This is a genomic window from Paracoccus sp. pheM1, from assembly GCF_018499825.1.
Taxonomy (GTDB): Bacteria; Pseudomonadota; Alphaproteobacteria; order Rhodobacterales; family Rhodobacteraceae; genus Paracoccus; species Paracoccus versutus.
Genome location: NZ_JAGXCX010000002.1, coordinates 1488085 through 1501885, shown reverse-complemented (window position 1 = coordinate 1501885; position 13801 = coordinate 1488085). Strand labels below are relative to the sequence as shown.

Genomic DNA, 13801 nt, shown 5'->3' with positions numbered 1-13801 from the left:
TGACTCCTTTCTCAGGCGGCTTGCAGGGGCGCGCGGCCCATCTGGCGGATCGAGGCATGCATCCAGAGCGCGCAGGCCCCGACCAGCAGGAACAGCGCCATGAAGCAGCTGGACCACAGCCCGGTCTGGTCGCGCAGCCAGCCGAAAAGCAGCGGCAGCAGGAACCCGCCAAGGCCGCCGATCATGCCGACGAGCCCGCCCACCGCGCCGACATGGCCGGGGTAATAGCTGGGGATGTGCTTGTAGACGGCGGCCTTGCCCAGGCTCATGAAGAAGCCCAGGACGAAGATCACCGCCAGGAAGACCGGCACCGGCACGCCCGAGGGGATCGAAAGGATCCCGGTCGCGACCAGCGAGACGGCGAAGGTCGCATACATCACCGTCCGCGCGCCGATCCGGTCCGACAGCACCCCGCCATAAGCGCGAAAGATCGAGCCGGGGATGGAATAGGCCGCGCCGATCATGCCGGCGGTGGCGATGTCGAAGCCGTAGACCTGCGTCAGGTAATGCGGCAGCCACAGCGCCAGCGCCACGAAGCCGCCGAAGCTGAAGAAGTAATAGGCCGAGAAGCGCCAGACCCGGACCTGGCCCAGCGGCGCGAACTCGGCGCGCAGCGGCGCCTTGCGGGCGGCCCCTGCGGCGGTGACGGGGTCGTCCTTGCTGAAAAGCCAGAACAGCACCGCGGTCAGCGCCAGCGCGCCGGCCCAGATCTGCGCGGTCGCCTGCCAGCCCAGCGCCAGCATGACGAAGGGCGCGGCGAACTTGGTCACGGCGGCGCCGACATTGCCGACCCCGAAGATGCCCAGCGCCGTGCCCTGCCGCCCCTCGGCATAGAAGCGCGAGACATAGGCGACGCCCACGGCGAAGGAGCCGCCGGCCAGCCCCACGCCCAGCGCCGCCAGCAGCATCTGCGGCCAGGTCGAGGCATGGGACAGAAGGAAGGTCGCGCCGGCGGCGGCCAGCATGGTCAGCGTATAGACGCGCCGCCCGCCCAGCCGGTCGGTCAGCACGCCAAGCGCGATGCGCACCAGAGAGCCGGTCAGGATCGGCAGGCCGATCAGCAGGCCGAACTGGGTCTCGGTCAGGGAAAGCTGCTCGCGGATCTGCAGGCCGATGATCGAGAAGATCGTCCAGACCGCGAAGCAGATGGTGAAGGCGAAGGTCGAGAGGCCCAGCGCGCGGCTGGCCTCGGAGGGCGGAACGGGGGAAACGGCGGGCATGGTGGCTCCGATGCGTTGCTGATGGCGAAGGCTGTCGGAAAGCGCGCGGCCAGGGCGGCGGGACGCCGCAGCGAGACTGCGCTTTCGGAGGGGAGGGATTTCCGCGCCCTTGCGGGAATCCGTGCCGCATCATTGCGAGCGGGCCGGTGGCACGCCATTGCGCCGGGCCATGGGACCAGATTGGGTCAGGAAAGCGGCCGGATCAAGCCTTGATGCGGCATCGCAGCATCCGCCGCCCGTTCCGCCCGAAAGCCGGGCAGCATCGCGCCCGGCCTGCCCGCGAAACGCTCAGCCGGCGAAAGGGGGCTCGAAGATGGTGCCGTCGAAGAAGGCATCGGCGCGCAGAATCATCTGGCCCTTTTCGGCCGCGACCTCGCGGTCCTCGGTCAGCGCGCCTTCCAGCCGCGCCGAGGCGCCGGGCAGCGCCGCCCCCGCCTCGCGCAGGTGCTGGCGATAAAGATCGGTGCGGAAATGCGCCATCGCCTTTTCCATCGCCGGCGCCGGGTCCAGCCCATGCCGCGCGGCGATGCGCTGCGCAAAGAAGGCGGCCAGGCTTTTCCAGGGGAAATTCGCCGCCCCGGCATGGAAGGCGATGAAGCCCGGCACATGGCGGATTTCGCCCGAGGGCGTGACCTGCAGCCGCCCGGTCAGCCCGCGCTCGGCCAGTTCGGTCGGCAGGTCCAGGTATTCGCGCCGCGACAGGATCTCGGCGGCGGTATCGCGGTTCTCGGGCTCGTCGAGCCAGCGCCCGGCGCGCCAGACCGCCCGCATCAGCGCGCCGGTCAGCTGCGGCTGGCCTTCGGTGAAGTCGCGGCGCAGCACCAGCCCCTTTTCCGGCGGCGAGGCCCAGATCGCGGTGCCCGGCAAGAGCAGCGAGGCAAGGCTGCGGTCCACCGCGCTCGACGCCCAGGGCTCGCCGACGCAGAAGGCATCGACTTCGCCCGCGGCCATGGATTCGGCCATCAGAGGCGGCGGCACGGTCACGACCTCCAGGGCCGGGCTGAAGCCGCTGGCGCCCAGCCAGTGCCGGATCAGTTCCAGCTGGGTCGAGAAATGGAAGGGCACGCCCACCCGCAGCCGGCCGGGCGCGGCCTCATGCAGCGCATGGGCGGCCTTGCGGGCATCGCGGAAGTCGAAGTCGTGGCCCTGCTCGCGCATCCTGGCGGCCAGGGCGGCGCTGACCGCGACCGCCTGCCCGCCCTGCGACAGGAACATCGCCAGGTCCAGCTCCGGCAGCGCCGGGCCCAGACCCAGCGCCTGCGCGACCGGCATCGGCACCAGCATATGCGCCGCCTCGATCAGCCCGGCGCCCAGCATGTCGCGGGCCTGCGCCCAGGCGCCCAGGCGCAGCAGCTGGAATTCCAGCCCCTCTTCGGCGGCAAAGCCCAGCTCGCGCGCCACGATCAGGGGGGCGGCGTCGATCAGCGGCACATAGCCAAGGCGCAGGGGAGTCAGCGGCATGAGAGCAACCCCGCGGCCAGGACCAGCTGCTGCGCGATCTCGGCCACGCGCTTGCCCTGGTCCATCGCCGTCTTGCGCAACAGCGCATAGGCGGCCTCTTCGTCGATGCCGCGCGCCTTCATCAGCACCGCCTTGGCGCGGTCGATCACCTTGCGCTCCTCCAGCGCGGCGCGGGTCGCGGCCAGTTCGGCGCGCATGCGCTGGAACATGTGAAAGCGGGCGATGGCCGCGTCCAGCACCGGCTTGATCCGGTCCGGCCGCAGCCCGTCCACGACATAGGCCGAGATGCCGGCCTCGACCGCCGCCCGCGTCAGATGCTCGTCCGAGCGGTCCACGAACATCGCCACCGGCCGTTCGGTCGGGCCCGAGGCCAGCGCCAGCTCCTCGAGCACGTCGCGCGAGGGGTTGGCCAGGTCGATCAGCACCATGTCGGGCCGGCATTCGGCGATATGGCGCGCGAGGCCGGTTTCCTCGGAGATGATGCGGATGTCGTGGTCGCCGATCTCGCGCAGCCCGTCCACGATCGGGGCGGCGCGCTCGGGGTCGGGCTCGATGACGACGATGGAAAGGCGCTTGTCCATCTGCTTCCTGATCTGTGCCGCCCTTGCAGGTGCCATCGCAGCCGCGCGCCCGCAACGCATCACACCGTCGCCGTGCCGCCCCGCGCGGGATCTGCCCGCCCGGCGGGCAGGTTTCGGGCGGCTCTGCCCAAGGGGCGGGCAGGAAAGTTGCCGCGCCCGCTCCCTTGAGCCTGCCGGGGGTTTGGCTAATCTGGCGGCGACGCGCGAGCAGAGGGACACCATGCCAGAGATCATCCTGCTGACGGGCAAGGCCGCCCCCCTGCCCGGAAGCGACCAGAAAAGCGGCATCGACAAGCGCCCGGTGGACCGGCCGCTGGCGCTTGGCCCGGAGGGGCTCGAAGGCGACGAACAGGCCGACCGCCGCGTGCATGGCGGGCCGGAAAAGGCCGTGCATCACTATCCTTTCGATCATTATGCGGCCTGGCGCGAGGGACTTGGGCGGCTGCGCCCGGCCGAAGCACCGGGGGTTTCACACCCCCGGACCCCCGTGGGGTATTTGGAAAACGGAGAAATCACGGGGTTGCTGGGGGCGCCCGGCGCCTTTGGCGAGAATATCTCGACCGAGGGGCCGACCGAGGCGGAGGTCGCGGTGGGCGACATCTTCCGGCTGGGCACGGCGCTGGTGCAGGTCTCGCAGGGGCGGCAGCCCTGCTGGAAGCTGAACCGCCGCTTCGGGGTCGCGGACATGGCGCGGCGCGTGCAGGAAAGCGGCCGCACCGGCTGGTATTACCGCGTCCTGCAGCCCGGCGTGGTCGCCCCCGGCGACTGGCTGGAGCTGGTCGACCGGGTGGCGCCGGAATGGACGCTCGGCCGGCTGTGGCATGCGCTTTACGTGGACCGGCTGAACCTGGGCGAGCTGCAGGGCATCGCCGGGCTCGACGTGCTGGCCGAGGGCTGGCGGCGCTACGCCATCCGCCGGCTGGAGAGCGGGCGGGTCGAGGACTGGTCCAGGCGGCTGGAGGGCAGCGCATGAGCCGGCCGCTGGTGATCTCGATCCAGAGCCAGGTGGTCATGGGCCATGTCGGCAATTCCGCCGCGGTCTTTCCGATGCTGGCCGCCGGGCTGGAGGTGGCGCCGATCCCGACGGTGATCTTTTCCAACACGCCGGATTACCCGACCCTGCGCGGCCGGGCGCTGCCGGGCGATTTCTTCGCCGACCTCTTGCAGGGCGCCTGGGACCGCGGCCTGCCCGAGCGCGCGGATTTCCTGCTGACCGGCTATATCGGCTCGGTCGAGGTGGCGCGGCTGACCGCCGATTTCGTCGCCCGCGCCAAGGCGGCGAACCCGCGGCTGCGCTATTACTGCGACCCGGTGCTGGGCGACGAGCAGCCGGGGCTTTATGTGCCCAGGGAGATCGCCGACACCTTCCGCGACCGGCTGCTGCCCATGGCCGACATCGCCTCGCCCAACCCGTTCGAGGTCGCCTGGCTGACCGGCCAGCCCATCGCGGAACTGGCCGACATCCCCCGCGCCGCCCGCGCCCTGCGCATGGCCCCCGAGGCGCGGCTGATCGTCACCGGCTGCAAGCTGCGCGAGACGGCGCCGGACATGCTGGAAAGCGTGATCCACGGTCCCGAGGGCCTGTCGCGCCACCCGACGCCGCACCTGCCGCTGGCCATGGCGGGAACCGGAGACCTGTTCGCCGGCCTTGTCGCCGCGGCGCTGGGAAGCGGGCGCAGCCTGGCGCAGGCGGTCGAATATGCGCAGGTCCAGACCTCGCGGGCGCTGATGCGCGCGGCGGCGCTGGGAACGAAGGAGGTCGTCCTGTGCGACCGCGATTTCCGCATGGCCCTGCTGGGGGCCTGAAGCCGCGCCCTGGCGGCGGAATTGCCGGCCGGCGCGCCCTTGCCGGATTGCGCCTTCATCGGCCGTCCTCGTATTCCCGCAACCGGCACGTGACCTCGAAGAGCGCCCGCGCCAGGTGCTTTTGCACCGAACCTTCCGACAGCGCCATATGCCGCACCGCCTCGCGATAGCTAAGCCCCGGATGCGGTGCAGGACGAAGATCCGCCGCGTCTTGTCCGGCAGCCCGGCCAGCGCATGAAGGAAGACCTGCAGCCGCTCGCGGTCGATCATCCGGCGCTCCTGCCCCGGCCGCGGGTCGGCGATGGCGGCCAGCACATGGTCGCCCGGCATGTGGGTGCGGCGCCGCCTTTGCAGGCGCAGGTGGTCGACGGCGATGTTGCGGACGATGCGGTAGGGATAGCCGCGCAGGTTTTCCGGCCTGTCGCCGCCCTGCAGCGTGGCGCAGCAGCGCAGGAACGCGTCTTGCGTCAGGTCCTCGGCCAGGTCCGGGTCGCACAGCATCCGCGCCAGGTAGGAACTGACGTCGCCGCCATGGCTGCGGAACAACCGCTCGATCCCCGTCCGTGCCACCTTCCCGCCCCATGCCGCCGATCGCAGAAGGTTCGGCTGGCAGCGCAAGGATGCGGGGTGGCTGGCCGATCAGCCGCCATTACCACGCCAACAGCCACGCCCTGCAAAGCCATATCCGCAGGGAGGGGCCCGGCCCGGCAGGCCGGCCTGCGCCGGACCCTCCGGCAAGGCGATTGGCGGAAGGGAGTGGGAGTCGAACCCACCAAAGACTGACGCAGCCTCAACCGGATTTGAAATCCGGCCGCCCCACCAGGAACGCTTCCCTTCCATCGCCGCCCCTCAGGCGGCCTGCAGCCGGGCGCAGATCGCCGCCACGGCCCGGTTCGCATCTTCCAGCGCATGGCCGACCTCGCCGCCAAACCCCGCGCGCACCGCACCTATGGCATACATACCCGGCAACGATGTCTCGAGATGGTCGTCGACGGCCAGCGGTTCCTGGCCCTGCACCGCGCCCGGCGGCAGGAAGCCGGTATTCGGCACCAGCCCGACCATGGCGAAGAAGCCCTGCACCTCGACCCGGTCCTGCGCGCCGCTGCGCAGGTCGCGCAGCCGGGCATGGGAAAGCCCGCCCGCGCCCTCCAGCGCCTCGACCACGGTGCCAAAGCGGACCGAGATCGGCGCCGCGGCCCCGACCGCCTCGACGAAATCCGGGCGCGCGGTAAAGCGGTCGCCGCGATGGACCAGATGCACGACCGGGCAGTATTCGGCCAGGATCAGCGCCTCCTGCAGGGCGGAATCGCCGCCGCCCACCACCATGCCGGGCTTGCCGTGCACCATCGGGCCGTCGCAATCGGCGCAATGCGAGACGCCGCGATGCTCGAACTCGGCCTCGCCGGGGATGCCGAGCGCGCGGTGGCCGGCGCCGCTGGCGACAATCACGCTGCGCGCGGCGTGGCGTGCGGCGCCGGTGACGACGGTCCAGCCGCCGCCTTCGCCCGGCTCGATGGCGGTCACATGTTCGGGGATGTTTTCCACCCCCAGCTCGGTGGCGCGCATCATCAGCTCGGCCGACAGGTCGACGCCGGATTCCGGCATGCCCTCGGGGCCTGGCCAGAGCCTGTTGATGTTCAGCACCAGCCCGCCGAACATGCCACCTTCGGCCAGGGCGACCCTGAGCCCCCGTTGCGCGGCCTGCCCGGCCGCCGCCATGCCGGCGACGCCGGAGCCGATGATGAAGATGTCGTAGGGATTGCTCATCTCGTTCTCCTGTTCTGGATGCGGGGTGGATGCGCCGGCCCGGCCGCGGTCGCGGCCGTCGCGTCATGCCCGGCCCGCAGCAAGCGGACATTGCCCTGGCGAAGCGTGACCCCCTGCCGGTCCAGGCATTCCAGGATCTCGATGGCAAGGGCGCGCCCGGTCCCGATCACGTCGCGGTAGTCCGCGGCGCTGAACAGCCCGTCCGCGGACCGCCGCGCCGTCTCGGCCGCCTTGCGGGCCAGCGTCTCGACGGTTTCGGGCAGGGCAAAGCGCTCGGGCGTGATCTTGACCGCCTCGCCCAGGGCGGCCTTGCGGTGAAGCAGGTCGCGGACCTTCTGCAAGGGGATGCTGGTCTGGACCGACAGTTCGCGGGCACTGGGGATCTGGAAGCCGGCATCTTCCAGGATCGGCCAGATCAGCGACCAGCTTTGCTTGTCCTGCGGGTTTGCCGTGGAATCGAAGCCGGCCAGCCGCAATTGCGAGCCGACCAATTCCAGCTCCCAGCCCGCGGCGCATTGCCGGACCAGGTCGGCAAAGACCTCGGCCTCCTGTCCGGGCGCGATTTCCTTGTGCAGCCGGCTCAGCTCGATCCCGCTGGCATCCTGCCGGGCGGCGTGAAAGCGCGCCACCGCCTCGGCGGCGCGCAGGCCCAGCCGCTCGGCGCGCATGAAGGAAAAGGCGGTGGGGATGCGCGTCCTGGTCAGCGGCGCCCCCTGGGGCAGCAGCTCCAGCGCCTGCGGCAGCGGCATGGTATGGATGCGGGCGAACCAGTCCATCGGCACCCCGTCCGGCAGGCCGTCCAGAAGCGCCAGCAAGCCCGCCCGCCGGTCGCGGCCGTCCAGCGCCTGCAAAACCGCGCTCCGCCGGCTGCGGCGAGAGGGCGGAAAGGGATTGACCACGAAGCCGCCGCCGATGGTCCGGCTGGCCGATTGGTCGCGGATGATCAGCCGGTCGCCATGCGCGGCATGGACCGGGCGATCCAGCCGCAGCTGCGCCAGCGCCTCCTGCCCGGCCTCGATGGCGCCGCCGCGGCGCAGCGCCAGCCGGGCCGGGATGTCGGCGGCGCCGATATGCAGATGCAGCGGCGTCCAATGCGCCAGGGCCCGCGCCTCGCCCCGCAGAACCCGGATGCGCACGTCGATGCGGTCGGTCACGTGATCGGCCTCGGGGTGGACCAGCCAATCGCCACGCGCCACCGAGGCATGGTCGAGATTGGCCAGGTTGATCGCGCAGCGCTCGCCCGCGCGGACCAGCTCGACCGCCTGGCCGTGGCGCTGCAGCTTGCGCACCCGGCCGCGGATGCCGGCGGGGCTGACCAGCAGGCTGTCGCCGATCCGCACCTCTCCGGCCAGCAGGGTGCCGCGCAGGACCGTGCCGCTGCCGGCGGCGACGAAGACGCGGTCCACGACAAAGCGCGGCCAGGCGCCATCCGGCCTTTCCGGCGGGCTTTCCAGGGCTGCGACCTCGGCCAGCCGATGCCGCAGCGCCCCGATCCCCGCGCCAGTCGTTGCCGAGACGGCGATCTGCGGAAAGGGCGGGAAGCCCGCGCTTTCCAGCAGCTCGTCGACCTCGGCGCGGACCTGCGCGATCCTGTCGGGGCCGGCCCGGTCGCATTTGGTGATGACCACCGTGCCGTCGCGCAGCCCGAGCAGGCCGAGGATATGCAGATGCTCGCGGGTCTGCGGCATCACCCCGTCGTCGGCCGCCACCACCAGCAGGGCATGGCCCACGGCATAGACCCCGCCCAGCATGTTGCGGATGAAGCGCTCGTGCCCCGGCACGTCGATGAAGCTCAGCATGCGGCCGTCGTCCAGCGGCAGATGGGCAAAGCCGACCTCGATCGAGATGCCGCGGGCCTTTTCCTCTTTCAGCCGGTCGGTCTCCATCCCGGTCAAGGCACGGACCAGCGTGGTCTTGCCGTGGTCGATATGGCCGGCCGTGGCGACGATCATGGCCGCCCCGCCACGGGCCGGGCCCGATGCGGCAGGCCGTTGCGCAGAAAGATGGCGCTGCGGGAAACCATGGCACGCTCCATTGTTGTCGAAGATCCGGCTTGCGTCCGGCCCCGGCGGGCCGCGCGGGCCACGGGGGCATCGCGGCCACCCCTGGCCCATCCGGCACGGGGACCGCGCCCCCAGGGCTATTGCTTCAGCGCATCCAGCACGGATTGCGCGTCCAGCCCGGCCTTGGTCATGTCCTGCGCCCAGGCGGCGACCACGCCCTCGAATTTCTCCTCGAACTGGACGATCTGCTCGGGGGTCAGCTCGACGACGCTATGGCCGTTCTCGGCCACGATCCGGTCGCGGATCACCAGGGTCTCGCGATCCTCGTAGCTGCAAAGCTGGTCCTGCGCCTTCAGCCCGGCCTCGGCCACGATCTGCCGCACGTCCTCGGGCAGCTTGTTCCAGCTGGCCTCGCTGATGGCGAAGCCGACCAGGTTGCCGCCGAAGCGCGGGCCGTGGACCGAGTATTTCAGCAGGTTCTCCAGGTCGAAGTCGGGCAGGCTGACATAGGGATAGAACGTCCCGTCGATGGTCCCGCGGCTGAGCGAATCGTAAAGCTCGCCCACCGGGGCCTGGATCGGCACGGCGCCCAGCTGGCTGGCGGTCTTGCCGACGGCATTGCCGTTCGCGCGGATCTTAAGCCCCTTGATCGCCTCGATCCCCTCGGGCCGGACCCTGGTGGTCATCAGCACGTTGGGCGGGATCACGTTGGCGAAAAGCACGCGCATGCCCTGCGCCTTGTATTCGCTGTCGCCCAGAAGGCCGCCGGGCTTCACGATGTCCCAGACCATATGCGTGCCTTCGCAGGACGAATCGTAAAGCCCCGGCAGCTCGCCCGCGGTCGAAAGCGGCAGCTTGTCGGGGGAATATTGCGGGACGAAGAAGGCGATGTCGGCGATCCCCGAGGACAGCACCGACAGCATGTCCTTGCCCAGCTGGCCCGCCGGATAGACCTCGAAGCGGACGCGGCCGCCGGTCCTGGCGGTGATCTCGTCCGTCATGACCTGGCCGCCCTGCTTCCAGATATAGACATCCGCCGGCAGCAGATGCGCGACCTTCAGCGTGATCGTGTCCTCCGCCATCGCGGGCCCGGCCAGCAGCGCCAGCGCCGCGGCGGGACCGGCGAGGCGGCTGCCCTGTCGGAACACGGCTTTCCATGAAATCATGATGTCCTCCCTGATCTGTCTTCGCCGGCCGGGGCCTGGCGATCGGGCGTCTCCTCCACCCGGACGCGGGGATGATGCGGCAATTTCCAGCGCGCACCTACGACGAAAGCACCTGCATAGGCACCGCCTATGATCGACATCGGGCCGCGCCGGTATTCCCCGCCACCGCCGGGCCGCTAGGCTTGCGGGGAACCGGGCCATGACGAGGGGAGGGGCGGCAATGGATCTGGACATCAAGGGGTTGCGCGTCGTCGTCACCGGGGGCGCCCTGGGGCTGGGCGCGGAAATCGTGCGCCGTTTCCTGGCAGAGGGCGCGCGCGTCCATGCCTGCGACATCGACGAGGCGGCGCTTGGCCGGCTTGGCCGGCAGGACGGGCTGTCGCTGGGCGCCTGCGACGTGGCCGACCCGCAATCGGTCGAGCGGATGCTGGCCGCGGCGGTGCAGGCCATGGGCGGGCTCGACTGTCTCGTCAACAATGCCGCCGTCTCGGGGCCGCTGGCCCCGGTCGAGGAAACCGAGATCGCGGCCTGGGAACATTGCCTGCGGGTCTGCCTGTTCGGGCAGTATTACTGCTGCCGCTTTGCCGTGCCGCATCTTCGGCGCTCGGCGAACGGCTCGATCGTCAACCTGTCCTCGGCGGCGGGGAAGTTCGGCTTTACCAACCGCTCGGCCTATGCCGCGGCGAAATCGGGCATCCTGGGCCTGACCCGCACGCTCTCGCGCGAGCTGGGACCGGCGGGGGTCCGCTGCAACGCCGTGCTGCCCGGCATCATCGACGGCGACCGGCTGCAGCGCGTGCTGGCGGCGAATGCCCAGGCGCAGGGCCGCAGCCCCGAGGCGGTGGCGCAGGATTGGCTGGCCCATGCCTCGATCAAAAGGATGTTGAAGGCCGGGGAGGTGGCTGACATGATCGCTTATCTGGCCTCGCCGCGGGGGCGCTCGATCTCGGGGCAGGCGATCAGCATCGACGGCGACCTGCAAATGCTCGCCTGACCGTTGCGGGCGGAGGAGGCGCGGCATGTCCCGACCAGCCATACCGGCGCTTGCCGGACATGCCCGGCCATGACGGCCGTGGACAAGCCGCCGCGGTTGGAGCTGCGGCAGCTGCGCTACGTGACCATGGTGGCGGAATGCGGCAGCATCACCCGCGCCGCCGCCCGGCTGGGCATCGCCCAGCCCTCGCTGTCCGAGGCGCTGTCCCGGCTTGAACAGGATCTCGACACCGCGCTGCTGGTGCGCGGCAAGCATGGCGTGATCCTGACCGAGGCCGGCGCCACCCTGGCCGAGACCGGGCGGCAGGTGCTGGACACCATCGACACCGCGCTGGAGCAGGTCCAGAAGCTGGGCCACCAGAGCCGGCGCGAGATCGCGGTCGGCCTGCCGATGACGCTGACCGGGCTGATGGCGGTGCCGCTGGCCGACAGCATCGCCCACGAGCATCCCGACATCCGCGTGCAGATCACCGAGGCGACCACCACGGTCCTGCTGGAGCAGCTGGCCAGCGGCGCGCTGGACCTTGCGGTCTGCTATGGCGGGGCGGATTTCGACGCCTTCGCCGCGCAGCCGATCTTCGAGGAAGAGCTGTTCCTGGTCGCCGCCTCGGACAACTGGAGCGAAAGCCCGGTCATCGACGGCCTGGCGCAGAAGGCCATCGCCTTCGATCGCCTGGCGGATCTGCCGCTGGTCCTGCCGGCAAAGCAGAACCCGATGCGACTGATGCTGGATCGCCTGGCCAAGGCGCATAAATGCGAACTGAAACCGCTGCTGGAGCTGGATTCGCTGCTGAGCCTGGTGACATTCGCCAGCCGGGCCAGCGCGCATATCGTCCTGTCCCATGCCGCGGTGGTCAAGGAGGTGGCGAACGGAACGCTGGTGCTGGTCCCCTTCCGCGAGCCGGCACCGACCCATACCGCCTATCTGCTGCGCCGGCGCGACCGGCCGGTGTCCTCGGCCAGCCTGCTGGTCGAGCGGATGATCCTGTCGGTGCTGGCCGAGATGATCGCCCGCTATCGCCTGAAGGCGCGGCTGCTGAAACCGGCCGGCGACTGAGGCGCGTCAGGGTGCGCCGGGGCGCACCCCGCGCCTGGTTCAGGGCAGCCGGATCTTCTTCGTCACCGCCATGTTGCCGAAGGTCGCGCAATACGAGTTGTGATAGGCCTCGGGGCCCCCCGCCACCGCGATCAGGATGTCCTCGGCCCTGGCCGTGACCATGTTCCTGCCGTCGATGATGTTGCGCGAGTTCTGCTCGACCGCGCTGACCTCCTGGGGCAGTTCGCTGGCCGGAAAGGTGGCGCGGCGGAACAGCTCCTCGCGGATGCGCGGCTTGTCGTAGCCCTGCTTGGCCAGCAGGTCGGCATGGCCGGGATTGAGGAACAGGATCGGGTTGCCTTCGCCCAGCAGCATGTTGTTGGCGGCAAAGGACACCATGCCGCTGGCCAGCGTGCGCAGGATGCTTTCGGCCTGCTGGAAGCACACGAACATGTTGCCGATGTCCTGCACGCCGACCACGGTGACGGTGCTGTCCTCCGGCTCGAAGCCGCGCTCGACATGCAAGGGCACCCAGGGGCTTTCCTCCTCGGCCTCGCCCAGGCACATGGTGTATTTGCCCGGCTGGCCCAGGGTGGCCTTGTCCACCTCTTCGGGGATGGCGCCGCCGATGTTGAGCATGATCAGCCGGATCGCCCGGCCGATGGTGGCATTCGCCCGCCGCCCCGGACCCAGCGCATTGCGCCCGCAGTTCAGGTCCAGCTGCTGCCGGACCGGGCCGTTGACCAGGATCAGCGGCCCGACCGGGTTGGTGGTGGTGGCGACGCCGAACAGGTTGAACTGCGGCTCGACCAGCGCCTCGACCGCCGCGATCAGCACCGGCATGTATTCCGGCAGGCAGCCGGCCATGACGGCGTTGACCGCGATCCCCGTCACGGTGGCCAGATGGTTGGCCGGCGGGATCACGGCGATCTCGTCCGAGCCGGGCCGGCCCGATGCGGCGATGAACCGCTGCACCAGGTCGTCGGTGGGCGGGATGACCGGCATGCCGTCGGTCAGTCCCATGCGATAGAGCGTGTCGAACAGCTCGGCCGGATCGGCCGGCGCCTCGATCATGGCGGCGTTCTGCTGGTTCATTCCGTATCTCCCCCGCCTTGCCGCCCCGCCCCGACAGCGCCCGGTGCGATCAGGCCGACATAGGTCTCGACGATGGTTTCGGTGACGCGCGCCACCTCTCCCTCCGCGTAGAATTGCGGGTTGAGCGGAAAGACGATGGTGGGCAGATCCGGCATTCCCCGTCCCGTGCGCGCCATCCTGGCAAGCGCGGTGAAGCGTTCGGTGACAAAGACGACCGAGGGGATTCCGCGTTTGGTCAATTCGATGCAGTCATGGACACTCCACGACGTGCATGAGCCTCAGTTGGCCAGGCCGACGACGGCAAAATCGCCCAGCCGGGCGGCCTCGGCGATCACGGCCTCGTCGACGGCGGTGCTGACCGGGACGTCGAACTGGATCACGTCCTTGACGCCATAGCGCGACTTCAGCGCGGTGCCCAGATGGTCGATCATCTCGTCCATGCAGGTCCAGTGGTTGTTCAGCACCACCATGGTCTTGCCCTGCAAGCCGTCGATCTTGGGATAAAGCTGCGCCGCGGCATCGCGGGCCTTGGCGCGCGGATCATGGATAAACAGTCGTTCCGTCATGGTTCCCTCCTGAAAACGCGGGGGGCGCGATGGCCCTGGCGCCCTGGATGATCCGGCAGAACGGCCCGTGAGGCAATCGCCGAGCGGGCCGCATAGGCGCCCCCTAT

General features: G+C 70.1%; 13 protein-coding genes and 1 tRNA gene. 4 read left to right on the top strand and 10 right to left on the bottom strand.

Translation table 11 applies throughout. The features are described from left to right. Positions 1-11: 11 nt before the first annotated feature. From KF941_RS21485 to KF941_RS21475, 3 genes are all read right to left on the bottom strand, one after another. Positions 12-1220 carry a nitrate/nitrite transporter gene (locus tag KF941_RS21485; protein ID WP_214274458.1) on the bottom strand — a complete coding sequence of 403 codons (1209 nt, stop codon included), beginning with the start codon at positions 1218-1220 and terminating at the stop codon, positions 12-14. Positions 1221-1508: 288 nt separating this feature from the next. Continuing rightward, positions 1509-2681 (bottom strand): CmpA/NrtA family ABC transporter substrate-binding protein, encoded by a 1173-nt coding sequence (locus KF941_RS21480; protein ID WP_214274457.1) that lies wholly within the window; start codon positions 2679-2681, stop codon positions 1509-1511. Continuing rightward, positions 2672-3262: an ANTAR domain-containing protein gene (locus KF941_RS21475; protein ID WP_072462257.1), complete on the bottom strand. Its 591-nt coding sequence runs from the start codon at positions 3260-3262 to the stop codon at positions 2672-2674. The genes KF941_RS21480 and KF941_RS21475 overlap by 10 nt, the downstream gene beginning before the upstream one ends. Before the next feature lie 220 nt (positions 3263-3482). Between KF941_RS21475 and KF941_RS21470 the strand changes: the two genes are divergently transcribed. Both KF941_RS21470 and pdxY read left to right on the top strand, forming a co-directional pair. Then, complete coding sequence (locus tag KF941_RS21470; RefSeq protein WP_214274456.1) at positions 3483-4235, top strand: MOSC domain-containing protein; 753 nt, start codon at positions 3483-3485, stop codon at positions 4233-4235. Then, positions 4232-5068 carry a pyridoxal kinase gene (pdxY, locus tag KF941_RS21465; protein WP_072462259.1) on the top strand — a complete coding sequence of 279 codons (837 nt, stop codon included), beginning with the start codon at positions 4232-4234 and terminating at the stop codon, positions 5066-5068. The genes KF941_RS21470 and pdxY overlap by 4 nt, the downstream gene beginning before the upstream one ends. Positions 5069-5812: 744 nt before the next feature. Here the strand turns inward: pdxY and KF941_RS21455 are convergent. The 4 genes from KF941_RS21455 to dctP all read right to left on the bottom strand — a co-directional run bounded on the left by KF941_RS21455 (position 5813) and on the right by dctP (position 10004). Then, positions 5813-5906 (bottom strand) — tRNA-Sec (locus tag KF941_RS21455). An 11-nt stretch (positions 5907-5917) separates the two neighbouring features. Then, on the bottom strand, positions 5918-6835 hold the full coding sequence (locus KF941_RS21450; protein WP_214274455.1) for an NAD(P)/FAD-dependent oxidoreductase: 918 nt from the start codon (positions 6833-6835) through the stop codon (positions 5918-5920). After that, entirely contained in the window at positions 6832-8787 is a 1956-nt protein-coding gene (gene selB / locus KF941_RS21445) for a selenocysteine-specific translation elongation factor (RefSeq protein ID WP_214274454.1), read from the bottom strand. The genes KF941_RS21450 and selB overlap by 4 nt, the downstream gene beginning before the upstream one ends. Positions 8788-8975: 188 nt before the next feature. Beyond that, positions 8976-10004 (bottom strand): TRAP transporter substrate-binding protein DctP, encoded by a 1029-nt coding sequence (gene dctP, locus KF941_RS21440; protein WP_083539108.1) that lies wholly within the window; start codon positions 10002-10004, stop codon positions 8976-8978. Between the two features lie 220 nt (positions 10005-10224). Here dctP and KF941_RS21435 point away from each other — a divergent pair, with 220 nt between their 5' ends. Both KF941_RS21435 and KF941_RS21430 read left to right on the top strand, forming a co-directional pair. After that, complete coding sequence (locus KF941_RS21435) at positions 10225-10998, top strand: SDR family oxidoreductase (protein WP_114536647.1); 774 nt, start codon at positions 10225-10227, stop codon at positions 10996-10998. A gap of 69 nt (positions 10999-11067) precedes the next feature. Continuing rightward, positions 11068-12054 (top strand): LysR family transcriptional regulator, encoded by a 987-nt coding sequence (locus KF941_RS21430; RefSeq protein ID WP_214274453.1) that lies wholly within the window; start codon positions 11068-11070, stop codon positions 12052-12054. Between the two features lie 39 nt (positions 12055-12093). On the opposite strand, the gene KF941_RS21425 is transcribed toward KF941_RS21430, so the two are convergent. The 3 genes from KF941_RS21425 to KF941_RS21415 are packed head-to-tail and all read right to left on the bottom strand — an operon-like array spanning position 12094 to position 13694. Continuing rightward, positions 12094-13128 carry a hypothetical protein gene (locus tag KF941_RS21425; protein ID WP_083539109.1) on the bottom strand — a complete coding sequence of 345 codons (1035 nt, stop codon included), beginning with the start codon at positions 13126-13128 and terminating at the stop codon, positions 12094-12096. After that, the gene (locus tag KF941_RS21420; RefSeq protein WP_036753484.1) at positions 13125-13367 is read right to left on the bottom strand and encodes a hypothetical protein; all 243 of its coding nucleotides are present in this window, start codon (positions 13365-13367) and stop codon (positions 13125-13127) included. The genes KF941_RS21425 and KF941_RS21420 overlap by 4 nt, the downstream gene beginning before the upstream one ends. A 39-nt stretch (positions 13368-13406) precedes the next feature. After that, positions 13407-13694 carry a hypothetical protein gene (locus KF941_RS21415; protein WP_036753487.1) on the bottom strand — a complete coding sequence of 96 codons (288 nt, stop codon included), beginning with the start codon at positions 13692-13694 and terminating at the stop codon, positions 13407-13409. Between the last annotated feature and the right edge of the window lie 107 nt (positions 13695-13801).